25 protein-coding genes and 1 pseudogene are annotated in these 23923 nt (G+C 66.6%); 8 read left to right on the top strand and 18 right to left on the bottom strand.

Going from position 1 to position 23923, the window contains the following annotated elements:
* Positions 1-17: 17 nt before the first annotated feature.
* The 6 genes from ACZK13_RS11290 to ACZK13_RS11265 form a co-directional block, all read right to left on the bottom strand.
* Positions 18-1310, bottom strand: coding sequence for a transporter (locus ACZK13_RS11290; RefSeq protein WP_032127219.1), 1293 nt, complete (start codon positions 1308-1310; stop codon positions 18-20).
* A gap of 46 nt (positions 1311-1356) precedes the next feature.
* Positions 1357-2106, bottom strand: a complete 750-nt coding sequence (locus tag ACZK13_RS11285) for a hypothetical protein (protein ID WP_049461055.1) — start codon at positions 2104-2106, stop codon at positions 1357-1359.
* A 13-nt stretch (positions 2107-2119) separates the two neighbouring features.
* Entirely contained in the window at positions 2120-2824 is a 705-nt protein-coding gene (locus ACZK13_RS11280; RefSeq protein WP_180837209.1) for a C39 family peptidase, read from the bottom strand.
* 99 nt (positions 2825-2923) lie between these two features.
* Positions 2924-4240: an adhesin gene (locus tag ACZK13_RS11275; protein ID WP_180837207.1), complete on the bottom strand. Its 1317-nt coding sequence runs from the start codon at positions 4238-4240 to the stop codon at positions 2924-2926.
* A 43-nt stretch (positions 4241-4283) separates the two neighbouring features.
* Positions 4284-4901 (bottom strand): hypothetical protein, encoded by a 618-nt coding sequence (locus ACZK13_RS11270; RefSeq protein ID WP_180837205.1) that lies wholly within the window; start codon positions 4899-4901, stop codon positions 4284-4286.
* Positions 4898-5428, bottom strand: a complete 531-nt coding sequence (locus ACZK13_RS11265; protein WP_164079503.1) for a hypothetical protein — start codon at positions 5426-5428, stop codon at positions 4898-4900. Before ACZK13_RS11265 ends, ACZK13_RS11270 begins: the two co-directional genes overlap by 4 nt.
* Before the next feature lie 396 nt (positions 5429-5824).
* Here ACZK13_RS11265 and ACZK13_RS11260 point away from each other — a divergent pair, with 396 nt between their 5' ends.
* Positions 5825-7180, top strand: a complete 1356-nt coding sequence (locus ACZK13_RS11260; RefSeq protein WP_180837203.1) for a sigma-54 interaction domain-containing protein — start codon at positions 5825-5827, stop codon at positions 7178-7180.
* Here ACZK13_RS11260 and ACZK13_RS11255 read toward each other — a convergent pair whose 3' ends face one another.
* The 5 genes and pseudogenes from ACZK13_RS11255 to ACZK13_RS11235 all read right to left on the bottom strand — a co-directional run bounded on the left by ACZK13_RS11255 (position 7181) and on the right by ACZK13_RS11235 (position 10005).
* A complete protein-coding gene (locus ACZK13_RS11255; protein ID WP_180837201.1) occupies positions 7181-7489 on the bottom strand; it encodes a DUF6958 family protein in 309 nt (102 codons plus the stop codon).
* Positions 7482-7904, bottom strand: a complete 423-nt coding sequence (locus tag ACZK13_RS11250; RefSeq protein WP_258015734.1) for a GFA family protein — start codon at positions 7902-7904, stop codon at positions 7482-7484. The genes ACZK13_RS11255 and ACZK13_RS11250 overlap by 8 nt, the downstream gene beginning before the upstream one ends.
* Before the next feature lie 45 nt (positions 7905-7949).
* Positions 7950-8018: pseudogene (locus ACZK13_RS11245) on the bottom strand (GFA family protein); the annotation flags it as partial.
* Between the two features lie 68 nt (positions 8019-8086).
* A complete protein-coding gene (locus tag ACZK13_RS11240; RefSeq protein WP_180837197.1) occupies positions 8087-8968 on the bottom strand; it encodes a TolB family protein in 882 nt (293 codons plus the stop codon).
* Positions 8965-10005, bottom strand: a complete 1041-nt coding sequence (locus ACZK13_RS11235) for a hypothetical protein (protein ID WP_180837195.1) — start codon at positions 10003-10005, stop codon at positions 8965-8967. Before ACZK13_RS11235 ends, ACZK13_RS11240 begins: the two co-directional genes overlap by 4 nt.
* Positions 10006-10096: 91 nt before the next feature.
* Between ACZK13_RS11235 and ACZK13_RS11230 the strand changes: the two genes are divergently transcribed.
* The 4 genes from ACZK13_RS11230 to ACZK13_RS11215 are packed head-to-tail and all read left to right on the top strand — an operon-like array spanning position 10097 to position 12150.
* Entirely contained in the window at positions 10097-11023 is a 927-nt protein-coding gene (locus ACZK13_RS11230; RefSeq protein ID WP_180837193.1) for a LysR substrate-binding domain-containing protein, read from the top strand.
* Positions 11020-11487, top strand: a complete 468-nt coding sequence (locus tag ACZK13_RS11225) for a helix-turn-helix domain-containing protein (RefSeq protein WP_180837192.1) — start codon at positions 11020-11022, stop codon at positions 11485-11487. Before ACZK13_RS11230 ends, ACZK13_RS11225 begins: the two co-directional genes overlap by 4 nt.
* A gap of 10 nt (positions 11488-11497) precedes the next feature.
* The gene (locus tag ACZK13_RS11220; protein WP_180837190.1) at positions 11498-11923 is read left to right on the top strand and encodes a VOC family protein; all 426 of its coding nucleotides are present in this window, start codon (positions 11498-11500) and stop codon (positions 11921-11923) included.
* Positions 11920-12150 (top strand): hypothetical protein, encoded by a 231-nt coding sequence (locus tag ACZK13_RS11215; protein WP_478481651.1) that lies wholly within the window; start codon positions 11920-11922, stop codon positions 12148-12150. Before ACZK13_RS11220 ends, ACZK13_RS11215 begins: the two co-directional genes overlap by 4 nt.
* A 7-nt stretch (positions 12151-12157) precedes the next feature.
* Here the strand turns inward: ACZK13_RS11215 and ACZK13_RS11210 are convergent, their stop codons facing one another.
* Together ACZK13_RS11210 and ACZK13_RS11205 are read right to left on the bottom strand one after the other, a co-directional pair.
* A complete protein-coding gene (locus ACZK13_RS11210) occupies positions 12158-12853 on the bottom strand; it encodes an HAD family hydrolase (RefSeq protein ID WP_049401501.1) in 696 nt (231 codons plus the stop codon).
* A gap of 34 nt (positions 12854-12887) precedes the next feature.
* Complete coding sequence (locus ACZK13_RS11205) at positions 12888-13817, bottom strand: LysR family transcriptional regulator (protein WP_049401502.1); 930 nt, start codon at positions 13815-13817, stop codon at positions 12888-12890.
* A gap of 236 nt (positions 13818-14053) precedes the next feature.
* Between ACZK13_RS11205 and ACZK13_RS11200 the strand changes: the two genes are divergently transcribed.
* Positions 14054-14971, top strand: coding sequence for a zinc-dependent alcohol dehydrogenase family protein (locus ACZK13_RS11200; protein ID WP_478481649.1), 918 nt, complete (start codon positions 14054-14056; stop codon positions 14969-14971).
* A gap of 77 nt (positions 14972-15048) precedes the next feature.
* On the opposite strand, the gene ACZK13_RS11195 is transcribed toward ACZK13_RS11200, so the two are convergent.
* The gene (locus ACZK13_RS11195) at positions 15049-15789 is read right to left on the bottom strand and encodes a DNA/RNA non-specific endonuclease (RefSeq protein WP_180837186.1); all 741 of its coding nucleotides are present in this window, start codon (positions 15787-15789) and stop codon (positions 15049-15051) included.
* 289 nt (positions 15790-16078) lie between these two features.
* Positions 16079-17383 (bottom strand): hypothetical protein, encoded by a 1305-nt coding sequence (locus ACZK13_RS11190; RefSeq protein WP_430541926.1) that lies wholly within the window; start codon positions 17381-17383, stop codon positions 16079-16081.
* Positions 17384-17535: 152 nt separating this feature from the next.
* On the opposite strand from ACZK13_RS11190, the gene ACZK13_RS11185 reads away from it, so the two are divergent.
* Both ACZK13_RS11185 and ACZK13_RS11180 read left to right on the top strand, forming a co-directional pair.
* Positions 17536-19110, top strand: a complete 1575-nt coding sequence (locus ACZK13_RS11185) for a S15 peptidase family protein (protein WP_478481648.1) — start codon at positions 17536-17538, stop codon at positions 19108-19110.
* Positions 19111-19196: 86 nt separating this feature from the next.
* Positions 19197-20648 carry a S41 family peptidase gene (locus ACZK13_RS11180; RefSeq protein ID WP_478444641.1) on the top strand — a complete coding sequence of 484 codons (1452 nt, stop codon included), beginning with the start codon at positions 19197-19199 and terminating at the stop codon, positions 20646-20648.
* Between the two features lie 58 nt (positions 20649-20706).
* On the opposite strand, the gene ACZK13_RS11175 is transcribed toward ACZK13_RS11180, so the two are convergent.
* The 3 genes from ACZK13_RS11175 to ACZK13_RS11165 all read right to left on the bottom strand — a co-directional run bounded on the left by ACZK13_RS11175 (position 20707) and on the right by ACZK13_RS11165 (position 23915).
* Complete coding sequence (locus tag ACZK13_RS11175) at positions 20707-21636, bottom strand: DUF6708 domain-containing protein (RefSeq protein WP_125893106.1); 930 nt, start codon at positions 21634-21636, stop codon at positions 20707-20709.
* A gap of 61 nt (positions 21637-21697) precedes the next feature.
* Positions 21698-22717 (bottom strand): sugar kinase, encoded by a 1020-nt coding sequence (locus tag ACZK13_RS11170; protein ID WP_125893108.1) that lies wholly within the window; start codon positions 22715-22717, stop codon positions 21698-21700.
* A gap of 10 nt (positions 22718-22727) precedes the next feature.
* Positions 22728-23915, bottom strand: coding sequence for a GDSL-type esterase/lipase family protein (locus tag ACZK13_RS11165; RefSeq protein ID WP_478481647.1), 1188 nt, complete (start codon positions 23913-23915; stop codon positions 22728-22730).
* Positions 23916-23923 lie beyond the last annotated feature (8 nt).

Genomic DNA, 23923 nt, shown 5'->3' with positions numbered 1-23923 from the left:
ACGAGTTGTTCAAGTAGCTACAGCATGTACGGAATCTTGAACGCCAACGTGAAGTCCGGCGCATCCGGGGTCAGCCCGATGCCCAGCAGCGTCACCAGCGTGGTGTGCTGGTTCAGCGCATAGGTCACGCCCAGGTTAAGTGATGCCGCATTGGCATCACTGCCGATTACCTTCATCCACTTGCCGCCCTGGAAGCGGGTGGAAGCGCGTGCGCTGATGCGGTCACTGAAGGACAGGCTCAGGCTGGTCCGCTCGTTGAATGCGAAGGCCACGCCTGCGCCGAAGTACACCGAGCCGCCCAGCTTCACATCGCCCGGGTTCACCGTGTCCGGATTACTGTCGATGTCGTTGAACCCGCGCGGGATGGAGTGCACGTAGCCGATGTTGGCAAACAGGATGGCCGGGTCGGCGGTCTTCACCATCGAGAGGCCCAGGTTGGCCTGCCATACGCCATTGCCAGTGGGTTGCTCGCGCGGCACGGCGAAGCGGATGTAGTCGTCGTCATCGCGCTCGATCACCTTCCAGTCCAGGCCGTAGGGTGCGCGCCCGGTGGGGGCGGTGACGCCGGCGGTAAGCACGGTCTCAGGGCGCCAGCCGCGTTCGCCGAACAACCGGTAGTTCGCACTGAGCCCGATATCACCCAGGCCGTTGCCGTTGGTCTCTTCCTGTGCAATGGCGGCCGCTGCTCCGCCGGCGCCGCCCTTCTGGTATACGGTGCGCCGGGCCAGGTAGGGCACGTCCAGGTTCAGGGTCAGGTTCGGGCTGACACCCCAGCGGGCCGCCACGTTGTAGGTCAGCGAGTCGGACTCCACGTTCTCGATGGCGATATTGCCGAGGAAAATGGCGTCCAGCGCGAGGAAGCCGTTGAGGGTGAGCTGCTTGCGGTCGTAGCGGGCGTAGGTGAGGCTGTTCTCGATGGTGAAGCGGCGGGAGAACAGGGCCGATTGCTGTTGCTTCACGTCGTCCACGCTGCGCCGCGACTCCTGCTTGGCCTGTTGCGCCTCGGCGGCGGTACTGGCGTAGCCCTCGCTGCTCGGCGGGACCGCGGCGGCCGCCGCCTGCGCCAATGGCGCGGCCGGGGGGGCCGTGACCGGGCCAACCCGCCCGCTCAATCGCGCCTGCATGGCCTGGACCTGCATGTCCAGTTCGCGTAACCGCCGCACTTCCTGTGCGTAGTTGGCCTTCAGTTGTTCCAGCTGGTTGGCCAGGGCCTGCACGTCAGCGCCATCGTCGGACGTCGGCGGTGCGGCAAGGGCGGTGCCCGCCAGCGCCGCCAGCGCCAACGGGGTGATCCTCATCAGGGTGTGCATGTTGGTGTCCTGCGTTGTGGAGCGTTTCCCCCAATGCCAGGCCCTGTTACTGGCCTGGCCCCATGCCGCGGTTCAACGCAATCGCCTGGGCCACGTTCTGGCTCAACGGCAGGTTGCTGCCCACGGCGTTGCGCACCAGCTCCAGCCGCAGCTGGTTACTGGCGATCTGGCCGTCACCGGCGAGGGCGATACCCTGGCCGACGCTGCCATTGCGGATCCACTGCTGCACCAGCCCCTGGCCATCCACCTGCAGCAGCAGGCGTGCCTGGTTGCCTTCCAGCACGGCGGTCGCGCTGGCGCCGGCCTGCTGCGCGGTGACGTTGCCTGCGCCATCAGAGAGAACGGCTGGCACGCCACCCTCGCGGACAGTCAGCGTGGTGACGTTGCGCGCGACATTGCCATCGCCGGCCACCTGCACGCTCTGCACCAGGCCGCTGGCGTTGGCCAGGCCGCTGCTGTCGATGCTGCGTCCGTGGGTATCGGGCAGCGGCGCATCGGCTGCCGTGACATGCACGCTGGGCTGGAAACTCAGCTTCGGCGCGCCACCACCACGGAAGTCCATGCCCAGGGTGAGGCTGCCCTGCAGCGTCGCGCCGTTGCTGGCCTGCCACTGCGACACCATGGTGACCCCGAACCAGGCAACGTTGTTGCCACCCACGGTGTAGCGCCCCCGCATCAGGCTCAGTTCCGGGTCCGGAATTTCCTTCAGGCCGCGACCGGGAGCACCCTCTGCCGCCTGCAGAGGCAGGGAAGGGAAGGCCAGCAGCAGAGCCATCATCATCGGTTGGCGGAACATGGTCGAACCTCCTTCAGAACAGGTCGGCGTGGCTGAAGCCGAAGTCGACCAGTTCGGCATCGGTGATCGGCCCTTGCCGCGCGTAGAGCGCGCGGGCGCTTGGCCGTTCGCTGGGTTGCAGAAGAGCGGTGTTGCGATCGAAGTCGCTGCCGATCACCACGAAGACCGCGCGCGATGGCCAGGCGGCCAGGAACTCCGGAAGGGCCAGGCTGCGGTTGCCCAGGATCGGGTCGGCCACTTCCACAATGCCGTTGCGCACCTGCTTGAGCACCACGAAATGGCGGAAACCGCGCACGTCCATCAACACCAGTCCTGGCACGCGAAGGGTGCGCAGTCGTGTTTCATCGATGCGGTAGCCCCGACCGCGCATGCCCAGCGATTCCACGTAGCGCTTGATGTCGAGCAGCGAGAAGCCGCGCTCGGCTACCAGAGCGGGATCGGAGACCCCCATCATCCCCTCGATCACCGTCGCCTCGTCAGTATCAAGGTGGTAGGCGTGGCGCAGGATGGTGGCCAGTGCGGCGGCCCCGCAGCTGTAATCGGTGTGCTGCCGCACCACGTTGCGGTAGCGCCGCTCCTGCATGCTCTCCACCTTCTGCTGCAGCAACGCGCCATTGGGCAATACGCCGCTGAAGCGCACCTCGCCCGCCCACGCGGAGGCGGTACCCAGCAGCAACAGCATCGCCAGCAGGCGCAACGAGAGGCGGCAACGGATCATCACGTTCTCCGGCAGCAGGGGGGAGCCCCTGTCCCAAGGGGGAGGAGGAACAGGGGCTCCCGGGGACCCGGCCATTGGCGGACGGCCGGGGTGTTGCGCTTACTCGCCGCTGCCGCCACCGCCGCCGGTGCTGGGCTGGGCGACGGCCAGGGCCAGGCTGTTGGCCTGCAGGTTGCCGGTGCCCGCAGCAACGTTCACACCGATGTTGCCGGAGGCGCCGGAGAAGGCACTGCCGGACAACGCCGAGGTGTTGGTGGCGTTGACGTTCACCCAGCGCGTGGTGCTGACCGTGCCGCTGAGGCTGGCGTACAGATCGGCCACGCCCAGTTCGACGAACTGGCTGGTGCCACTCTCACGCGTATCGAAGCCCAGGCCGCCCACTCCCGGCCGGTTGGGGTTCATCGTGGCGTTCTGGATCTCGTTGTCCAGGTCGATGTGGCCGGTGCTGTTGCCACCCGGATGTGGCAGCTCGCCATTCCATGTATCCAGATAGTAGTTGGCCATCTGGTAGGCGTTGCCGGTGCCGCGGTAGGTGCCCGCGCCATAGGCCAGGGTCAGGCCGCTGATGCCGCCACGCATGCCGACCTGCACGGTGTCCGTGTAGGACTGCACGAAGCCGGCGTTGCTGACCGTGTTGCCGGTGGAGACCTGGTTGGAGCTGATGCTCGACTGCGCCACCGCAGTGGTCGCTACCGAGGCCGCGAGCGCGTTCTTCTGCTCGTTGTTGTTGCCCGAGGCGATGTTCACGCCGATGTTGCCCGAAGCACCACCGAAGGCATTGCCGCCGAGGCCCGCGGCGTTGGTGACACCGGAGTTCATGGTGGCGTTGCCGAAGCCGGCCTGGTTGACGAACACCTCAGCGTCGGCCATGCCGAAGCTGAAGGATGCATCGGCAGCGGACAGCGACGCGGCATTGTCCTGCGCGTTGTTGTCGCCGGACACCACGTTGAAGCCGAGATTGCCCGAGGCGCCGGCACCCACGCTGTCACCGATGGAAGCACTGTTGGTGACCAGGCTGTTGCTGGTGGCGTTGTTGCTGATCGACTGGCGGTTGTCGATCACGGCAATGGCCGCCGAGTCGAGGTCGATGTCGCCGGTGATGTTCGGGTCACCGGAGAAATTGATGTCGGTGCTCAGCCGCAGGTCCTTCTCCAGGTTCACGTCGACGCCGTGGTTGTTCTTTTCCTTGCGTTCGTCGGCCTGGATGTTGCTGTGTTTCTGCACATTGACATTGACGGTGCGGTTGCGTACGTCGTTGTCGGTGTGGTTGTGCGTGTCGTTGCGGGTTTCGCTGACGGTGTGGTTGTGATTGATGTTCGCGTTGGCGTTCTGGTTGTCCCAGCCATTGGCCGCAGCGGCGGTCGAGGCAGTGGCAATCGCCATGGCGAGCATGGTCTGTTTGACGGTCGCTTTCATGGTGCCCTCTCTCTCATCAGGTGGTGCATCGGTTGGGTGGTTGTCACGGGCGGTCCTGCACGACCAGGCCCAATACGTTGGCCGTGTCGTTGCCGTTGCCCGCGATCTGATTGAGTTGCAGGACCCCGTCGAATCCCCGCAGTGCGGTGCTGGCTACACCTGCGCTGCGGGTGCCCGTCGCGACGCCGTGACCGGTGTCGTCCCGCCCCCCTGCCAACGCGGAACCCTCGGCGGCCAAGACCGTATCGTCGGTTTCGCGTATGCCCTGTCGGGCCAGCGTCGCGCTGACGACGTTGAGCGTCGTGTTGGCGATGCCGCTGGCCTGGTTGATGGATGCGATGCCACTGGCACCGGCCAGTGCGTCACCGCCAATGAATGCAGTGGCCTGCAGCGGCCCGGACAGCACGCGGTTGCCCTGCTGCAGTTGCCGCGCATTGATCGCGACGTCGGCGCGATCACCCTTGGCGATACCCCGTAGGTTGGCCTGCACGTTGAGGTCGCCGGCGGCCTGGTTCACGGCGATGGCGCCATTTGTTCCGGCAAGTGCGTGGCCGTCGATGCGGGCCACGTCGAGATAGGCGAGCATGCCGCTGTAGTCATCGGCCCGGGTCGCCCAGGGCGCGGCAGCGAGCAGCAGAAGCAACCCGTGCAGCGCCTTCATTTTCCACCTGCCGGGGCCGTGCCCTGCAGCGGGAACTGGGCCAGTGCGCCGCGCACGGTATCGGCGATACCGCGGGTGCTGCTGCCGACCGCACCGAGCGGCCCACTCATGGCTCCCCCCAGATTGCTGCCGACCATGCCGTCGCCACTGCGGCCCAGCGTGCCGCCCAGGGCCTGCTGGGTGACCCGTTCAACGGTGGTGCCACCCGGCGCCGCGATGGACGCGGCCTGGCCGGCGCCCATGCCGGCATAGTCCTCATCGCTCAACTCGTCCATGCCGGTTGTTGTGCCGCCGGCACCCAATGCGGTGGCGATCTCGCGCTGCGGCTTCGGGTCGGCAATCAGCGCCATGCCCGGCGGTGCCATGCGGTATGCCGGGCGCGCGGATACATCCCGCAGCAGGACGATCTCGCCCGGTTGTGCCTTCACGCCTTGGCGGGCGCCGGATGCGGATGCGCCCGCGCCAACCGACAGCAGGGCCACTGCCAGTGCTGCGGCCAGGCCGCGAATCAGGGTGGAGCCGTCCATGCCGATCTCCCGCGATGGGTGCGGCGGAACCACGCATCAACCGTGCCAACTTCGAAGTGCCCACCGGCCAATGTCGGCACCGTGCCGCACCTGACCGGGCTGCTGCCACGCTGTTACAGGCACGTCGTGGAATTGTTGGGATTTCGAAGCCCCAGGCACTGCAGGGCAAGGGCGGCGGGCGACTGTCGCATCCGTGTTACAGGTGGCGTCGCGGTCTGCAACGGTGCCGCTTCAGCCAGGAATTTCTTGACGCACTGCTCATTGCGCCGCCGTTTAGGGAAGCGCTAGGATCCGCCCAACAAAGGCCGCCCCGGTGGCCGTAGAGGTCCCGGCGGGGGGCGGCACGCCGGTGATTGCCTGACAGTCCGCCGACGGTGTCCGGATGCTGGGGGAAGCATGGCAGCGGTCCCGGAGGCTTCAACGTCACGTTGCGTGCTCTGGTTTGGCGAGCCGTTGGCGAACGAACGCAGTGCGCTGGCGGCAGCAGGCTGGTATGTGCGCAGCATCCGTCCCGATCCCGCCATGGCGATTGGCCTGCGCGGGCGCGATCGCTTGCTCGCCGTGCTCGATCTGCGCCACCTCGATGCGGTCGCGCTGCAGCTGCTGGTACCGTGGATCGAGCAGCACCAGCATCTACCCTGGCTGGCGGTACTGCCACCGGGTGGCGGACCTGCTTCAGCGGCCTGGCTGCCGTTGCTGCAGCGATGCCGTGCCCGCTTCACGCTGCCGTTCGGCCTGCAGGATCTGGTCTGCGCAATGCGCCAGCAGTTCGACGCAGATGATCCGCCTGTCGACGCAACCTGCAGCGGGCAGGGACCGCACGCATTGATTGGCGAAAGCGCTGCGCTGCATGCGGTGCGCACGGTGCTGCATAAGTTCGCGCCGGTGGAGCTGCCGGTGCTGGTCACCGGCGAAACCGGTACAGGCAAGGAACTGGCCGCACATGCGCTGCATGCGTTGTCGGGGCGTGCTGGCAGGCCTTTCATTGCGGTGAACTGTGGTGCGATTCCGGCCAACCTGGTGCAGTCGGAGCTGTTCGGCCACGAACGTGGCTCGTTCACCGGTGCCGACAAGCGGCAGATCGGCGTGTTCGAATCCGCGCACGGCGGCACGGTGTTTCTGGACGAAGTCGGTGACCTGCCGTCGGAGGCACAGACCAGCCTGTTGCGTGTACTGCAGGAAGGCACCTTCGAGCGCGTCGGCAGCAGCCAGCCGTTGCGGGCGGATGTGAGAGTGCTGGCTGCCACCCACGTGGAACTGGAACACGCGGTGGCGCAGGGCCGGTTCCGCAGCGATCTCTACTACCGTCTGAACGTGCTGCGCCTGCTCATGCCACCATTGCGTGAGCGCGGTGCCGATGTGCAGCTGCTGGCCGAACACTTCCTGCGCTGTTTCCGGCAGCGCCACATCGTGCGTGCACGCGGCTTTGCGCCGGCCGCACTGCAGGCCATGCGGCGTTTCGAATGGCCCGGCAACGTACGCGAACTGCTGAACCGTGTGCAGCGTGCAGCGATCATGGCCGAGGGCGAGCTGATCAGCGAGCGTGACCTGGAGCTGGGCGCATCGGTGGCGGTCCTGCCTGGGGCGATGCTGCACGATGCGCGGGGCCAGGCCGAGCGCGATGTGCTACTGCAGACCCTGCGCCAGACCGGCTACAACGTTTCCGAGTGCGCGCGGCAGATGCAGATCTCGCGGGTGACGGTGTATCGCCTGTGCCGCAAGCACCGGTTGGAGCTGCCTGCGCAGCGCTGATCAGCCGGCCGCGAGGTGCTGGAACAGGCGCAACGGCTTGCCCGTGACGCGCTCGATCACGCCCTTGGCTTCCAGGTCCAGCTGCACGGCCTTCAACCACCAGCCGGCGGTGGCGCCTGCCGGGAACAGGGCGGCGGGCAGGTGCGGCAGCAGCGCCTGCTTGGCCTGCGCAACGGTCAGGCCTGGAGGTTGCGCAGGCAGGGCCTGCAGCAAGGCATGGCGCATGGCGAGATACTTGGCACGATCCACACGCTGGGTGTGCCCGGGCGTGGTGATGCTCTCGATCTCGATCCGCTCGGGCTCAGACATGGCTATCTCCCGCGACTTCGATGCGAGGGCTGCGGAAGCCCATGGCGATCCACGCCTTCATCAACCGTGCATAGAACCGCAGCGACCGGGTCTGCAGGTTCGGCACATCGTCCGGAAGGACAGACGCATCAGGAAGATCACTGATCATCGTCCGCATCTCCACTGCGGGTTTTGCCGATGCGGGCCACAACAGGCCATACAGGCTCAGCCAATGGCCGCCACTGAACTCCAGGAACAGCGGCGTATTGCAGCAGCCCGCCAGGACGCGGCGGCTGCCGCCCCTGCTGGACAAGCGCAACGCACGCAGCATGGAATGTCCGGCGTCGATGCTGACGCGATCCTTGCGGTGCATTACGAAAAGCGTCTGGCCGTGCGGGCCCAGTACTTCGGGTGCTCGGGGCAGCGACTGCAGCATGGCGCCGGCCTTGCGGCAGCTGTCGCAGCAGCATTCGACGGTGGCAATGGGTTGGCCCGTGGCGGTCAGGCGGACCTGGCCGCAGGCGCAGGCAAGGGACTGATGGGAGGGCATCTGCATTTTCTCCTGGGGTATTCATCCTCTCGACGAACCGGGGTGCCGGGAATCGACAACATCCGCCTTCAAGGGCGCTTCATCCGGTAGTGGATGCGGTACAGGTCCAACCCTGCACCGTCCGCACGCCGCGCCGAATAGGTCAACGTGCCGGGTTGCGAGCCATCCAGCATCGCGCCGTAGCTGTCGCTGGACGCCTCGTTCAAGGGCGAGGGCAATGCATGGCCCGCGTCATAACGGCCTCCACGTTCGTAGGCAATGAACTGGCGCACCGGTGCGCTGCCGAAGTCGAGAGCGCGGGCAAAGACCACAGTACGGCCATCCCCGAGGAAGGTGGCATCGAACTCCTGCGCCGAGGTATTGAGGTCTCCGGGCAGCGGCCGCGCGGGCTGCGCCACGCCACGGACCATCGCTGCGACGTAGAGGTCATGGCCACCCGCACCGCCTGCACGATTGCTGGAGAACAGCAGCGTGGCTGCGTCTGGTGAGAGCATCGGCGCGAACTCATCGGCCGCGCTGTTCACTGCGGGGCCAAGATTGACCGGTTCCCCGAATCGGCCGTCGCTCCCCACGCTGACCCGATACAGATCGTCACCACCCTGGCCGCCTGCTCGATCCGAACAGAAATACACCACGCGGCCATCGGCGGAAAAGGCGGGATCGAAGTCGCGCCCCGGCGAGTTGAACGGCACCGGCATCGCTGGCCGCCAGCGCTGACCATCGTTGCGGGAGACCCAGATGTCATACCCGCCTGGACCGCCGGGCCGGTTGCGGCTGAACCACAGTGCGGTTCTACCGTCCGGGCTCAAGGTCAGTCGAATCTCGTCGTATTGCGTGGATGCAACGCCCGGGGCGAAGCGCTCGGCGGGTCCGACGATCCGTAGCACCCTGGATGGAGACGCGGGAGGCGACGCAGCAACCAGCAGCATCACGGCCAGCAGCGCCTTCATGCCTGCCGCTCGAAGTCGCTGACCCAGTTGGTTTCCCAGCTGCGTCCGCCATCGGTCGAGGCCGCCTGTTCCCAGCGCGCCGAACGCGGGGTAATGCGTGACCAGATCACCCGCGTCTGGATTGCTCGTCCGTCGTGCTGGTCTTCGCCGAAGAAGCGACCGACACCGGCCTCGAAACGGCCGAGCAGTGGCGCGCCGATCCGGGTCGGTTCCCGGCCATCCAGCCACCAACTCAGCCAGTGCCGCTCAGCCGCATTCCAGGCGCGGATGCCCATGCCACGCAGCGGCGCTCCTGGCACGTCCATCAGATTGTCACCTACGTTGCCGAATCCTCCCAGTACCGGCCAGTTGTGCAGGGTGCCGTTGAACGCGTCCCACGCATCGCTGCCTGCCAGTCGGGCGCGCAGGCGACGATGGCGCACGTTCCAATGGCCCACCAGGAAATCAAAATCGCCCGGTGCATCCGGCAGCTTCGGAAGCGGAGAGGGGGCCGCAGCCGTGCGGCGGAACCAGTTGCGCCAGTTCACCTCCCAGTGCGCACCGGCGTCGTCGGAGAATGCCTGTTCCCACCACGGCTCCTCGCCGTGGATGGCGTGCCACCGGAACCACACGTCGATGGGGCGTCCGTCGATCCGGTCGGTGCCGCGAAAGTTGCCGGCATCGCCCTTGAAACCGCCGCGTACGGGGGCTTCGATATGGGCAGGATTGCGGCCATCGATCCACCAGATCGACCACGTGGAAGACACCGGATCAAAGGCACGCACGCCCAGGCCCCTGTAGGGACCCGAAGGCAGTGCCATGACGTTGTCATCGATGGTGCCGAGCCCGCCCAGGGTGAGCCAGACCGCGCTGGCGCCCGTGAAGGACTCCCAGCGGGTATCGCCCACCAGCCGCTCCTTCAGGCGTTGGTGCCGGACCAGCCAGTTGCCCTGCAACCATTTCCAGTCTTCGCTGTGACTGGCCAGGGCCCATCCGGAGGGCAGGGCGGTGGACGCGGCCGTGGCGGCCAGGGTGACCAGGAACTGCCGTCGATCCATATGCGTGATCCCCTACCGAAGGTGCCCCCATCGTTGCGGGTACGAAGGGGATTGACCACGCAGATATCGGGGCTCAGGCTAAGTCACACTTATGGTCACCCAACGCCAGCTGCCATCGCTTGCCGCCATCCGCGCCTTCGAGGCGGCGGCGCGGCTGGGCAGCTTCGCGCGTGCCGCCGAGGAGCTCGACACCACTGCGGCATCGGTGAGCTATCACGTGCGGCGGCTGGAGGCCCAGACCGGTACCTGCCTGTTCCTGCGCCACGCACAGCACGTGGAACTGACGGTGGTGGGTGCCAGCGTCGCGCAGGAAGCCACCCGGGCATTCGACGCACTACGCGCCAGCTTCATGCGCGCCGCTGGCATGGATGCGGCGCGACTGCGCCTGTCCGTACTGCCAACGCTGGGCACCAGTTGGTTGACGCCGCGGCTGGGTACGTTCCGCGCCCGCCATGGGCAGCTCCTGCTGGAACTGGACCTGTCGGCAGAGCCGCAGGATCTGGCCGCCGGCCACTTCGATGCCGCCATCCGCAACGGGAATGGCGAGTGGCCTGGGCTGCAGGCCACGCCCTTGTTCCCCAGCGTTTTCATGCCGTTGTGTGCGCCGGCGCTGCTGCCGGCGGCCCGTGGGCTGGGCAGCACCGCGCTGGAGATTCCCCTGCTCGGTCGGCCGGACTGGTGGGCCCTGTGGTTCGCCGCGCACGGGCACCTTCCACCGCCGGCACCAGGGAGTCTGGTCACGCCCTTCGCCGTCGAGCATCTGGATGTCGGTGCCGCGATCGCAGGGCAGGGCATCGCCATCGGTTCGCCGATCCTGTTCCAGGCCGAGCTGGAGAGCGGGCGCCTGGTGCAGGCGCATCCGGGTGTCGCCAGCGACGGTCGCAGCTTCTGGTTCGTGGCGCCCTCGGCGCGGAGTGGCAGCGCCAAGGTCATCGCATTCCGTGACTGGGTGGTCGAACAGGCCGCCGAGGCACGGCACGCAGCACGCCATCATCTGGCCCAAGCGGTGACGCCGTGAACCAGAGCCCCGAACTGCTGCGACGCCTGCTGCGTGCCAAGGACCGGATGGACCGGGCCAGCCATGAGGAATGGCCAGTCACACGCCTGGCCGAGGTCAGTGCGGTGTCGCCGGCGCACTTCGCCCGCTCGTTCAAGCAGGCATTCGGGTTGCCGCCGCACCGGTATCTTCTCAGCCGCCGCATCGAACGGGCCGTGGCGATGTTGCGTGACACCGACCTGCCGGTCACCGAAATCGCCGTGCAGACCGGGTGGAGCAGCCTGGGCACCTTTGGCCGCATCTTCCGTGACATCACCGGTGACAGCCCGGGCAATGTGCGTGAGCGTGAGCGTGAGCGTGCAGGCCAGGCGGCGTCGGCCAGCGTGCCGGAATGCCACGCACGTGCCGCACAGCGACCGGACCTGAAGATCGCAGTTTTGGAGAAGCGTCGCCGCGAGGCGGTTGCTAACGTGGACCCCACCTGAGGGAGGTCCCATGACGAACACTGTGAACACGGTCGGCCTGTATGTGCGCGACCAGGATGAGGCGCTCGCGTTCTATGTCGGCAAGCTCGGCTTCGAAGTGCATACCGATGTACGCAACGGCAGCTACCGCTGGCTGACGGTACGCAGCCCGGGCCAGGACGGTTTCCAGCTGGGCCTGTTCGTGCCTGGCCCGCCCACCCACGATGCGGCCACCGCGCTTTCGCTGCAGCAGCTGGTGGCCAAGGGCGCAATGCCGCCGCTGGTGCTGGCCGTGGATGACTGCCAGGCGTGCTACACGCAATGGCTGGCGCTGGGCGTGGAATTCACCCAGGAGCCGATCGAGCGCTATGGCGCCGTGGACGCCGGATTCCGCGATCCATCAGGCAATGGCTGGAAGATGATCGAAGCCCGTTCCGAAGCGAGGCGCCGGCAATGAGCCGCGGTGGCTGGGCACGGCCCGTGCATCGTTGGACCTCGATCGTGTTCACCCTGGCGGTGATCGCCAACTTCGTAATGCGCGCGATGGGACAGGGCGAGCCTGCGGCGTGGCTCACCTACTCGCCGTTGCCACCCCTGTTCCTGCAACTGTTCACCGGCCTTTACCTGTTCGTGCTGCACTACGCCGGAAGGCGCCGCAGCGCCGCACTCGGCGCTGCGGGCTGAGGCAAGGTCAGGCGACCGCGTCGACCGCATGGGCGGCAAGCAGGGCGGGCAGGTCTTCCATGCGCTGGAAGATCACCTGTGCACCCGCCGCACGCAGGGCCTCCGGCGTACTGTGGTGCGGACCGCCTTCACTGAAGCCGAACACGGTTGCGCCAGCGGCCACACCGGCCGTTGCACCGGTAACAGTGTCCTCGATCACCGCGCAACGCTTCGGGTCCACGCCCAGCGCAGCGGCGGCGGCCAGATAGACATCCGGATGCGGCTTGGTGTGCGGCATGTCCTGGCCGCTGAACACGTGGGCCCCGAAGGCATCAAGGATGCCGACCTTGCCCAGCTGCAGCTTCACCTTGTGCAGATCGGCGCCGGACGCGCAGGCAATCCGGCCGCCGGTGAGCACCGCGATCGCACGCACCGCCTCGGGCGCACCCTGGATGGCAACCAGGTCACGTTCCAACGCGCGGTTGCGCTGCTGGCGGAACTCTTCCAGCCATTCCTCGGTGAACGGCTTGCCGGTGCGTTCTTCGATCAGGCCGGCCAGATGGGCCACGGACTGGCCCAGGAACACCTCACCGGCCTGCGCCGGGGTCAGCGGCCAGCCGCGCTCGGTCAGCATTTCCGAAAGCACGCGGGCGACCAGCGGCTCGGAATCAACGAGTACGCCATCGCAGTCGAACAGCACGGCATCGAAGGGGAAACGGGACATCTACAGCTCCTTGAAACAACAGCCATGGGGGCGATCAGCGGGTATTTTCCCACGGTGGAGACGGAACGAACGCCTCGACCAGCGCATCCACTGCGGCACGCACCTTGGGAGCAAGGTCGCGGGTGGTAGGCCAGAGCGCATGCAGGGGCGCGCCCGCGCTACCCGAGGCAGGGAATACGGCCACCAGTGCGCCGCTGCGCAGCGCGTCCCCCACCAGCCAGGTGGTCGCTTCTGCAATGCCCAGCCCGGCCAGCAATGCGCTACGCAGCGCATCGCCGTCACTGATGCGGTGGCGCCCTTCAATGCGGTGCTGGACAAGCCCGCCGGAGCCGTCCGGCACCGTCCAGGGCAGCGCGTGCCCCTGCCGGCCGAAGGTGATGCAGTCGTGTCCGGCAAGATCCTCGGCGCGCACCGGGACGCCACGTGCCGCCAGGTATCCGGGTGCAGCGCATATCACGGCATGCTGGCGGCCGAGCGCGCGGGCAGAGAGCGAGCTGCTGTCGTCAAGCGGCCCCAGGCGGACGGCCAGATCGACGTTTTCCTCGAGCAGATCAACCCTGCGGTCGGTGAAGCTGACATCGAGCTGCAGCCGCGAATGGCGCTGCGCCAGTCCGATCAGTACCGGCATCACCCAGCGCTGCCCGAACGCTACCGGCAGGCTGACCCGCAACAGGCCGGAAACCTCTTGCCGCCGCGACGCTGCGTTGGATTCGGCTTCGTCCAGTTCGGCCAGGATGCGCCGGCAGACCTGGTAGAACTCGGCGCCCTCGACAGTGAGCGCCAGCCTGCGCGTGGTGCGATCCAGCAACCGGGTGCCCAGTCGCCGCTCCAGCGTGGCCACACTCTTGCCAACGGCCGATTTGCTCAGCCCCATGCGCAGACCGGCTGCGGTGAAGCTGCCGGCGTCCACGGCCTGGACGAACACACTGATGCCCTGTAGGCGCGCCGCACTGTAGCTGGTCATATGCGTCAATTGGGGAATTTATGGATTCAGTGTATCGACAATATCCCGTCACTGAACACATCCATGCGTCAATAGACTTTCCTGGCGCATTTCCGCGCGCCAATGAGTGATTTCCCATGTCTGTTTCGACCATGAAGGTCTGGGAGCTCGATGCCCCGGGCCTTGCTCACCTGCGCTGCGTACGGCGCCCCATTCCCAGGCCAGGCCCTGGTGAGGTACTGGTCAAGGTCGGTGCCGTGTCGCTCAACTACCGCGATCGCCTGGTGATCGACGGCGGACTGTTGTCCGGTCCGCTGCCACACCCGTTTGTTCCCGCTTCGGACATGGCCGGCGTCATTGTCGAAACCGGAAGCCCAGCGCGACGCTTCAGCGTTGGCCAGCGGGTGATGGGCAATTTCTGGACGCAGTGGCTCGATGGCGCGCCTCCGCCCGAGATGCTGCAGCACGGACTGTCCCTGGGCGGTCCGCTGCCGGGAGTGCTGGCGGAGTATGTGGTGCTGCCGGAGGACGTGGCAGTCGCTACGCCCCCCTCGTTGTCTGACCTGCAGGCCAGCACGTTGCCGGTGGCGGCGCTGACGGCCTGGTTTGCACTGGTCGAGGCCGGCCAACTCGCTCCTGGCCAGACCGTGCTTGTGCAGGGGACCGGTGGCGTTTCCTTGTTCGGGATGCAGTTCGCCCAGCGGCTGGGAGCCCGGGTAATCGTGACTTCACGCAGTGGCAGCAAGCTTGCCCTTGCAGAACGGCTGGGTGCATGGGCGTCGATCAACACGCGGCAGCATCCTGCATGGGGCGCGCGAGCGATGGAGCTGAGCGGAGGGCAGGGCGTCGATCATGTGCTTGAGCTGCTCGGAGGCGGCAACCTCGCCCAGAGCGTGGAGGCGCTCGCAGTGGGCGGGCACATCCTGCAGATCGGCTTCCTCGAGGATCCCAACCTGCACATGCCGGCGGTTCCTCTCATGCTGCGCCGCGCGACCCTGAAGGGGGTTTCGGTTGGCCATCGCCGGGCCTTCGAGGGGATGAACGGCTTCATCGAACGCGAGCGCCTGCAGCCTGTCATCGACAGCGTGCATTCGTTCGCCGGCCTGCCTGCGGCACTGGCAGCACTGCATCAGGGGCCGTTCGGCAAAGTGGTGGTGCAGGTGGCAGAGCACTGAATCCAACTGCGCCGTACCTGTCCAGGCGAAGTGCGCCTGTGCGGTCGGATTCGCGACCGCACGGGCGTCCTGGCGGATCAGCTCAGATCACAGCCCGCCGGCTGCGGCCAGGTGGTGGCCGGCAGCATGTTCTTCAGCGAAGCGGGCGCGTTGATCGCCACATAGCTGGCGCCCAGCAGCTCCTCGAGGTCGGCGATGGTCACCAGGTAGCTGTCCAGGGTGCCCAGGTTCGCTTCGTTCGGGATGATCCAGCTGATCGCCTTGGCGGTGCCGGTGTTCGGGTCGCGGGTGATGATCGTCTTCCAGAAGAACTCCGGCGTGGGAATGCCGTGGCTGGCAAGGAAGTAATCGTTGGACGCGTCGCCATAGACAACGCCGCCGTAGACATCCACCGGCGCGATGTCGCGGTAGCACTCGGCCACGTTTTCGGCCTTCACCCAGACGCCCTGATTGAAGCTGGAAACCTGCGGAACGATGTTGGTCATGTAGTTGGCGCGACGGATGTAGGTCGCGTTGTAGTCCATGTGGTTGGAGGTCACCAGATGGCCGCGGTCATAGCCGCTGCGGATGCTGGCATACGACGCGGTGCTGTTCTGGCCGAGGCAGCCGGCCGGCAGGTCCGGGTCTTTGTAGAAGCTGGACGGGCGCGCGGCGGAGCCGGTGTCGGCGGTGAGCGTGTATTCGTAGCGGGTGGCGCTGTGGATGCTGCAGTCGTAGGTGAGCACGAAGCCGCCCTTGTTGAGGGTGACGACCTGGGCCTGGGCGGCACCGGCGAAGGTACTGAGGACGAACGCGAAGAAGAAACCTGCAAGGCGCATTGCGATTCTCCAGCAGAGGATTCAGGACGCAGCCGCCCGCCACGACCGGGCCGGAGCGAGGTCATGTGAGGACACTGCGGAGTCGGGTAGTGCGGAATGCGTGGGACGTGACCGCGATGACAGGGCCGCGGAGGCCGTGCGGTGTCGTAAGCGTCACAAGCTGTCGTCTTTCGGTCAATGGCGAAACGACGAAGCTGTGACAGCGCGCAAGCACTGGAGATGTGTCAGATCATGGGGCGCGTGGATGAAACGCAGGCGTGCTAGGACATCGCGCTGCCTGTAGCGATGGTCAGGGGTTCGTCTTCAACACGTAGTCGCCCTTGCGTGTTCCCGGCACCAGCGACCATCCCGGCTTCAGGCTTAGCGACCACCCCGGCCCCTCCAGTGGCGGTTCAGCACTTGCCGGGGCCTGCACGAATACGACCTTCCAGTCGCTCTGCAGCAACGCACCGTCGGTGACATCCAGGCTGCCCCAGATGTCGGACAGCCGCATTGCTGGATACACCATGCCTTGCCCTGGCAACGGCTGCATGGTGTTGGGATCGAACTGGATGCGCATGTTGCGCAGATCCAGGCGCACGACCGGGCCTGTCACGAAGCGCGCACGGTTGTGTTCCAGCTGCGCAAGGCGCTGCTGTTCGCGCAGCGTTTCGGCTTCGTGCAGCTCCGGCCCGTCATAGCGCGCGGCAGCCGCTCCCAGCGCGGTCGCGTCCAGCTGCAATGGGGCCTGCGTCACTTCGGCCAGACGCGTGCCGAGATCGCGAGCCTGGTGGGCGAGGTCGCCGCGCCAGCCAGGTGCCGCCTGGTCCAGCAGCAGGCCATAGGCCGGGCCGGTGGCATAGGCGAAAGAGCGGACGAAGCTGCGATCACCCACGTGTGCGCGAAGGTCATGCAGTGCCGCCTGGATACGTGTCGACGGCGTCGGATTGCCGACGAACACGCCGGTGTACTCGGCCAGGCCCTCGTTCAATTCCAGCGCCGCTTCTTCCTGCGCGGCCGCAGGGAACCGGCGGTAGCGCTCGGCGCGGAATGCGAGCGCGTCCGTCATCGCAGCGTGCTGCGCTACTGCATCGGTGGATTCAAGTGCGTCCGCAAGCGCGCGCCATTCCAGCTGCAGCCAGTAACGTCCTTCAAGCGTGTCGAGGTGTTCGTTTCCACCCTCCGCCGGCGCGATGATGGGCAGCGCCGGCTGCAGGCGATGGAACATTTCGTGAGCCAGCAGCGTACTGCGTCTGGACGCGTCCTGCGGCAATGGCCAGAGCAGCTGCGTCCAGCGTGTGCCGGACCAGTCCACGGCGGTGTTGGCGACGATCGCATCAGACGGAAGCTGGCCTGCGAACACATCGCCGCGCTCCTTCAGCGCACCATGTGCGTCTGCCTGCGAGGCGATGACCTGCCGGCTCTTTGGATCCACCAGCATCATCGGCCCGCACAGGGATTGACCCCACAATCGACCCCGGTCTCCGTTGCAGAGCTGTTCGGCGCGCCGGAAGACCTCGCGGGCCGCCGCATCGGAGAACGCCTGCTCGTTGGCCATCACGGTTCGTTGCGCACATAGCGCCAGTACAGCGAAGAGCAGGAAGCGTGACCTCATGACGTCCATTCATCCTTGGGGCCCAGCTCTCATAGCATCGATCCCATAGGCCGGCAATGCAGCAAACGTCATGTTGCGTCGCAAGGTGCCACCCACCATTCGCACTGGTACGGTCCAACCCGTTGCGCCACCACCGACGGGGACAGACGACGATGCGCAAGGTATTGCTGCTGTTGATCCTGCTGACCGGACTGGCGCCCACCGCCTGGGCCGCTACGGTCAAGACCACCCACCGGACCATTCCCAGCTGGGATGGAACGCCTCTCGGGGCCTTCGTCATCGAACCGCAGGACGCGGGCAGCGGGCGCTATCCACTGCTGGTGATGCCCAGCAGCTGGGCGGTACCCAGCGTGGAGTATGTGGGGGTGGCGCAGTCGCTGGCGCGGCGCGGCTATGTGGTGATCAGCTACAGCTCGCGGGGTTTCTGGGAGTCCGGCGGCAGCATCGACATCGCAGGGCCAGCCACGGTCGAAGATGTCAGCGCCCTGATTGATTGGGCGCTGGACAACACCCGCGCCGATCCGGCCCGGATCGGTGTTTCGGGCATCTCCTACGGCGCAGGCACCAGCCTGCTGGCGGCGGCGCGCGATCCACGCATCAAGGCCGTGGCGGCGCTGAGTGGCTGGGCCGATCTGCAGGCCTCGCTGTACAGCAACGACACCCCCAGCGCGCAGGGCATCGCCTTGCTGGTGGCAGCCGGCCTGGCCACCGGCCGCCCGGGACCGGAACTGACGACCATCAATCGCAATGTACTGGTCGGCAACTACCAGGGCGCGGTGGATTCGCTGTTGCCGGTGGCGGCGCAGCGCAGCCCCGGGTCCAGCATCGATGAGATCAACGCCAACCAGCCAGCGGTGTTCCTCGCCAACGCCTTCAACGACAGCCTGTTCCCGCCAGGCCAGCTGGTCGATTTCTTCACCCGGTTGAAAGGCCCCAAGCAGTTGCAGCTGCGCCATGGCGATCATGCGCTCAACGAAGCCTTTGGCGCTCTGGGTGTTCCCAACGAGGTCTACGATTCGGTGGGCGACTGGTTCGACCATTACCTCAAGGGTGAAGCCAATGGCATCGACCGCCAGCCTGCAGTACAGCTGAAATCGCAGAAGGGCAGCTGGAGTACCTATCCGAACTGGCAGGCGACCAATGCCGGCGCTGTCAGCTATGCGCTGAGCGCACCCAAAGGACTTCTGCTGCCCACGGGCGGCCTGGTCGCGAGCGGCAGCAGCACCGGCTGGAGTTACCGGATCGGCAGCGGGCTGCTGACCGCCGCCAATTCCGGCGTGGCGATGGCCTCCGGTGCATTGCAGATGATCAACCTGCCGCCGGGTGCCTATGTGCCCTTCGTGGGCCGCAACGCCGCAGGTGTCTGGCAGGGGCCGATCCAGTGGAGTGCGCAGCGCCTGGATGGAACGCCGGAGGTACGCTTGACCGTCACGCTCAGCCGCGCCAACACCACGCTGTACGCCTACCTGTACGCCGAGGATGTGCTGGGCAACGGCCAGCTGATCAGCCACAAGCCCTATACGCTGCGTGGTGCCACGCCGGGGCAGGCGAAGACCATCGACCTGCGGTTGGAAGCCAGCAGCTGGAACCTTCCGGCCGGCAGCCGCCTGACCCTGGTGGTGGACACCGTGGACCTGCGCTACGCGGGCATCAGCCAGCTGGGTGGCACGGTGACTTTCAGTTCGCCGGCCAATGCGCCATCAGTGTTGAAGGTGCCGTTGCATTGATGGAAGGCCGCGCTCGTTGCGGCGGGCGCGGTACGCCAGGCTGGAAAACTGCGAGACTGGCGTTGTTCCGGCAAAGGGATGAATCCATGGTCATTGCAGGGCTGCTGCTCGGTGCGGTGCTTGCGGCGCCCACCGCGGAAGGCGCGCCGAGCGATTGGTCGGACACGCTGTTGAAGGATCTGGACGCTGCCGACGCCGCCATGCGCGGCAGCCATCCGGGCGCCGTGGATCTGCGGAATCCGGGTTTCGTTCCGCAGCTGGAGGCCGCCTCGGCGCTTGCCCGCTCGCGCGCGGCCAATGTCGACAGCTTCGCAGGCTACTGGTGGGCGATGAAGGGTTACGCAGCCTCCTTCAATGACGGTCACGTCAGCCTCAACGCGCTTGCCGACGCTCCCGATCTTCCAACGCAGTGGCCGGGGTTCCTGACCGGTTTCGACGGTGATGCGCAGGTGGTCATGACCGTGGACGGTGGTCCGGGCCATCCGCCGCTGGGGGCTCGATTGCTGTCCTGTGACGGCATCGATGCGCAGACACTGGCTGCGCGCCGGGTGGGTGACTTCAGCGGGCGCTGGAACCTGCAGGCCAGCCGCATCCAGGGTGGCGGCGAAGTGCTGCTGGAGCAGGGCAATCCGTTCGTGTCCACGCTGCGCAGCTGCGTTTTTCAGGTGGATGGACGCGAGAAGCCCTACGCGCTGCAGTGGCAGCCACTGCAGGCGGCACAGCGCAAGGCGCGCCTGGCCGATACCCGGCGCAGCTTCCGCCCGGCCAATGGCTGGCACACGATGCCAGGCGGTGGCTATTGGATCACCACCAGCAGCTTCAATGCCGACCCTACGGAGCAGAACTTCAAGGAACTGACCGCGCTGCTCGAGCAGCTTGCTCCAGAAGCCGCAGCACTGCAGCAGGCACCGTCGGTCGTGCTGGATGTGCGTGGCAACAGTGGCGGTGCTTCGCAATGGAGCATCGAACTGGCGCGATTGATCTGGGGCCGTGCCGCCGTGGACGCGCTGTCCGATCCCAGCTGGGTGGAGTGGCGGACCTCCGAGGCCAACATCGCCCAGTTGCGCGGCTTCCTGCAGAAGCTGGTGCAGGCGCCCGACGCGTCGCCAGAGCTGCGTCGCATGCTGGAATCGGTGACGACGGGCATGGCACGGGCACGCGGCCGGGGTGAGGCAGTGTGGCGCGAGCCATCCGAGGCCAGGGCAGATACAGCTGCAACCGCAGGCCCGGCCGCTCCGCTGCGCAGGGGCAGGGTGGTGATCGTGGCCGATGCCTCCTGCGGCTCGGCCTGCCTCGATGCACTGGATCTGTGGAAACGGCTGGGCGCGATGCAGGTCGGCGTCGAGACTTCGGCCGACAGCCTCTACATGGATGTCAGGCCGGAGCGGCTGCCGAGCGGCCTGGCCAGGATTTCCGTACCGATGAAGGTTTTCCGAGGCCGGGTGCGCGGTTCCAATGAACCGCATGTTCCGGATCGTCGCTTTGACGGCGACATGCGGGACACACGCGCACTGGAAGCGTGGCTGCTGGCGCTGTGAGGACGCACCTGCCCATGACGCGGGATTCCCACGTGCTGTTGCCGGACGCAACGCTGGGTCAGCGCAGGTCCGGTGGATTCATCGAAGCGTCGCGGACACAGGGATCACCGGCGTCCGGTGTCAGGCGCGCCTCGATGTCCGGTGGAAACTGCGGAATCCTGCTGGTCTGCATCACCACCCAGCGCATGATCGTGTGCAGGTAGTTGAGTGGCAGCATCGTGAGCCACATGAAACCCGGGAGCTGCGCGTCTTCGGCGAAGATTCGCTCCTTGCCGGACGCGAAGCTCTCGCGCTTGCCGTCCAGCGGCATGCAGCAGTGCACCGCGTCCACGACGGCTGCCGGTCCTTCTTCCATGTAGCGCCGCAGGAACTCCCAGTGGGCATGTGCGTTCTCGATGCGAGAGGTCGCGATGCAGAACGCGAACGTCTCCCGTACTGTGACGCCATCCGCGTCCAGGATCAGTCCGCGGACATCCCAGTTGTACCATCCGAAGGTTCCGGTTCCGCGGCCAAGCGTGAAATAGACCTGGTCCCAGGGCACGCTGAGGGTGGTGCCATCCAGCCGGAACACGTGTATCTGCCGGTGCTTGCGATCGAGCGCGATCGGATAGTAGGTCCAGCGGAACAGCTCGAGGCAAGCCACCCAGATGCTCGCTGCAGTGAAGGCGGCCAGCATCGCCATGCCGATGAATATCGCCTCCCACAGGCCATTTTCGTTGGGTAGCCTGTTCACGATCAGCAACCAGAGCAGCATCAGCACGCCGCCCAGCCCGAAGGCAATGCCGATCGCGCCCAGCAGGGCTGCAAAGCCACGCGCGGCGAACCAGCGATCCACCGAAACCAGGCCGTTCGAATTCATTTTCACCACGCACAGCTGTGCCAGCGGCACGACATCCAGCCGCTTCTTCTGCAGCAGGCGGTGCTCGCGATCAAACGCATTCAGTGGGCGGTTGTTGGGAAACTTGCGCGTGTATCCGGTGTAATCCATGGGCGATCCCTGCGCGATTCCGGCGCCCGTTGGATTCTAGCGGGATTCTCCCGGGGGGAGATCAGCGACGAACGTCGAACGGGTGGCTCTCCATCAGTGCCCGGACTTCAGCTTCGCGGGCAGGGCTGAAGTCGCCGGGAACAGCGTGCTTCAACGCGCCCGCGGCCAGTCCGAAGCGGACGGTGCTTTCTGCGTCCAGACCGGACAGCAATCCGTGCAGGACGCCGGCGGCAAAGGCATCGCCACCGCCGATGCGATCAACGATGCCGGGCAGCGGCCTCGGAGGGGCCTGCGCGCGGGTTCCATCGCGTCCCAGAAGCAGCGCACCGAGCACGTGATGGTCGGCGCTGATCACCTCGCGCTGGGTGCAGGCCAGCCACCGCAGGTGCGGGAACGCGGCAAAGGCAGCGGCGGCAGCGGCTTCGGTTCGGGCGACCGCGTCGTCCTGCGCGAAGTGCAGCCCCAGCACCAGTTCGATGTCCCGATGATCGGCAAAGGCAATGTCGGCCTCGGCGAACAGCTCGCGCAGGATCGCCGCTGCGTCGCCATCCCAGCGTCGCCACAGTGAGGGACGGTAATTGCCGTCGAAAGACACCTGCACACCGGCCGCGCGAGCCGCACGCACGGCACCCAGCACCGACTCGGCCACGTTGGCGCCCAGCGCCGGGCTGACGCCCGAGACATGCAGCAGGTGCGCGCCGGACAGCAGGGCGGGCCACGCATGATCCTCGGCGCTGCTGTTTGCGAATGCAGAACCGGCCCGGTCATACACCACTTCACTGGCGCGCTGCACCGCACCGGTCGCCAGGAAGTACAGGCCCATGCGGTCACCCTCCACTTCACGCACGCCGGCCACGCCCACGCCATGCCGCCGCAGCTCGGCCACGGCATGCCGGCCCAGCGCGTTACCGGGTACTGTGCTGACCATCTGCACATCGTGGCCCAGGCTGGCCAGCGAGACCGCCACATTGGCCTCGGCGCCTCCCACATGAACCTGCAGCTGCGGCGTCTGCAGCAGTAGTTCACGACCGGGTGCGCCCAGGCGCAGCAGCAACTCACCGAAACAAACGACGCGGCTCATCGGTTCTCTCTCACTCGGGGGTGGTGCAGCCCAGCATGCGCAGATCGATGGCATCGGCCATGCGCCGGTAGCCTTCGTCGTTGGGATGCAGATGGTCGCGGGTGATCTCGTTGGGCAACGATTCGGCTGCCTTCGGGTCACGCAGTGCGGCATCGAAATCGATGATGCCATCGAAGCCGCTGTTGCCGCCGCGTGCCCACTGGTTGATCGTGGTGCGGGTGGCGGCGGACACGGACTCGTAGCGCTCGGAACCGCCGAACGGGGTCAACGTACCCAGCCAGGCGCGGATGCCGTGCGCATGCAGCCGCGCCGCAACCTGTTGATAGCCCAGCAGCATGTCCGCCGCATTGCGTCCAGGCAGCGGCTGCGCGCCACCGCCGTGGCGGATGTCATTGATGCCTTCGAACAGGATCACCTGATCGGCATCGGCCACCGCGATCACATCGCGATCCAATCGTGACAGCGCACTGTGGCTGCGGCCATGGTCAAGCAGCTTGTTGCCGCTGATGCCCTGGTTGAGTACCACGAACCGGTTCGGGCAGGCCTGCTGCAGGCGCTGCGCCAACCGCTCCGGCCACTGGTTGAAGGTGCTGCGACGTGCGGTGGCGCCTTCCGTGATGGAATCGCCCAGCGCCACGATTACCTGGGGACGATCATCACGCTGCACCATCACTGCCGAGAACACGTTCTGCTGGTAGCTCAGCCGCACGCTGTCGGCAACCGATGTCTGCCTGCCGTCCGCTACCCGCACTTCGGTGCGGCGCACGGCGGGATGGGTAGGCTGCGGGAAGTAGGCCGTTACGCTGATCTCCTGCAGCGCCGCCACCGGCATCGGTACCGGGTCGCTCAGCAGCGCGGCACCCACCGGCACCTCGATGACCGCGCGGCCATCCACCGTTGCCGGCAGCGGTGCGGCCTTGCCGTTCTTCACTCCCACACGCAGGTCCTCGACCCGCAAGGGCGCCGTGCCGAGCTCGTTGCTGATGCGCAGCCGCAGCGCATCGCCACGGCTGCCGATACGCATGTCCTGGCGCACGGTCTGTGCGGCGAACTGTACCGGCGCATCGGACGTTCCGTCCTTGCGGTCGGGCGCGGGCGCGGCCGTCCAGGCAGTGACCCACACGGGTGCGGCCCACACAGCGGGCGCCGTCATGGCGGAGCAGAGCGTCAATGAAAACAGAAGTGTCCAGCGCTGCATGGGCAGGA

The sequence above is a fragment of the Stenotrophomonas sp. 99219_Sma genome (assembly GCF_056480785.1).
Note: the sequence above shows the minus strand (reverse complement) of the source record. Positions and strands in the feature narration are given on the sequence as shown.

Bases quoted from the DNA above. Each gene is read 5' to 3' on its own strand.
- ACZK13_RS11255 (WP_180837201.1), bottom strand. From the start codon at position 7,489: ATGTCTGAGCCCGAGCGGATCGAGATCGAGAGCATCACCACGCCCGGG.
- ACZK13_RS11220 (WP_180837190.1), top strand. From the start codon at position 11,498: ATGACGAACACTGTGAACACGGTCGGCCTGTATGTGCGCGACCAGGAT.
- ACZK13_RS11190 (WP_430541926.1), bottom strand. From the start codon at position 17,383: ATGAGGTCACGCTTCCTGCTCTTCGCTGTACTGGCGCTATGTGCGCAA.
- ACZK13_RS11210 (WP_049401501.1), bottom strand. From the start codon at position 12,853: ATGTCCCGTTTCCCCTTCGATGCCGTGCTGTTCGACTGCGATGGCGTA.
- ACZK13_RS11195 (WP_180837186.1), bottom strand. From the start codon at position 15,789: ATGCGCCTTGCAGGTTTCTTCTTCGCGTTCGTCCTCAGTACCTTCGCC.
- ACZK13_RS11270 (WP_180837205.1), bottom strand. From the start codon at position 4,901: ATGAAGGCGCTGCACGGGTTGCTTCTGCTGCTCGCTGCCGCGCCCTGG.
- ACZK13_RS11240 (WP_180837197.1), bottom strand. From the start codon at position 8,968: ATGAAGGCGCTGCTGGCCGTGATGCTGCTGGTTGCTGCGTCGCCTCCC.
- ACZK13_RS11170 (WP_125893108.1), bottom strand. From the start codon at position 22,717: ATGAGCCGCGTCGTTTGTTTCGGTGAGTTGCTGCTGCGCCTGGGCGCA.
- ACZK13_RS11175 (WP_125893106.1), bottom strand. From the start codon at position 21,636: ATGGATTACACCGGATACACGCGCAAGTTTCCCAACAACCGCCCACTG.
- ACZK13_RS11250 (WP_258015734.1), bottom strand. From the start codon at position 7,904: ATGCTGCAGTCGCTGCCCCGAGCACCCGAAGTACTGGGCCCGCACGGC.
- ACZK13_RS11260 (WP_180837203.1), top strand. From the start codon at position 5,825: ATGGCAGCGGTCCCGGAGGCTTCAACGTCACGTTGCGTGCTCTGGTTT.
- ACZK13_RS11205 (WP_049401502.1), bottom strand. From the start codon at position 13,817: ATGACCAGCTACAGTGCGGCGCGCCTACAGGGCATCAGTGTGTTCGTC.
- ACZK13_RS11165 (WP_478481647.1), bottom strand. From the start codon at position 23,915: ATGCAGCGCTGGACACTTCTGTTTTCATTGACGCTCTGCTCCGCCATG.
- ACZK13_RS11285 (WP_049461055.1), bottom strand. From the start codon at position 2,106: ATGTTCCGCCAACCGATGATGATGGCTCTGCTGCTGGCCTTCCCTTCC.
- ACZK13_RS11185 (WP_478481648.1), top strand. From the start codon at position 17,536: ATGCGCAAGGTATTGCTGCTGTTGATCCTGCTGACCGGACTGGCGCCC.
- ACZK13_RS11235 (WP_180837195.1), bottom strand. From the start codon at position 10,005: ATGGATCGACGGCAGTTCCTGGTCACCCTGGCCGCCACGGCCGCGTCC.
- ACZK13_RS11215 (WP_478481651.1), top strand. From the start codon at position 11,920: ATGAGCCGCGGTGGCTGGGCACGGCCCGTGCATCGTTGGACCTCGATC.
- ACZK13_RS11180 (WP_478444641.1), top strand. From the start codon at position 19,197: ATGGTCATTGCAGGGCTGCTGCTCGGTGCGGTGCTTGCGGCGCCCACC.
- ACZK13_RS11275 (WP_180837207.1), bottom strand. From the start codon at position 4,240: ATGAAAGCGACCGTCAAACAGACCATGCTCGCCATGGCGATTGCCACT.
- ACZK13_RS11290 (WP_032127219.1), bottom strand. From the start codon at position 1,310: ATGCACACCCTGATGAGGATCACCCCGTTGGCGCTGGCGGCGCTGGCG.
- ACZK13_RS11230 (WP_180837193.1), top strand. From the start codon at position 10,097: ATGGTCACCCAACGCCAGCTGCCATCGCTTGCCGCCATCCGCGCCTTC.
- ACZK13_RS11265 (WP_164079503.1), bottom strand. From the start codon at position 5,428: ATGGACGGCTCCACCCTGATTCGCGGCCTGGCCGCAGCACTGGCAGTG.
- ACZK13_RS11280 (WP_180837209.1), bottom strand. From the start codon at position 2,824: ATGATCCGTTGCCGCCTCTCGTTGCGCCTGCTGGCGATGCTGTTGCTG.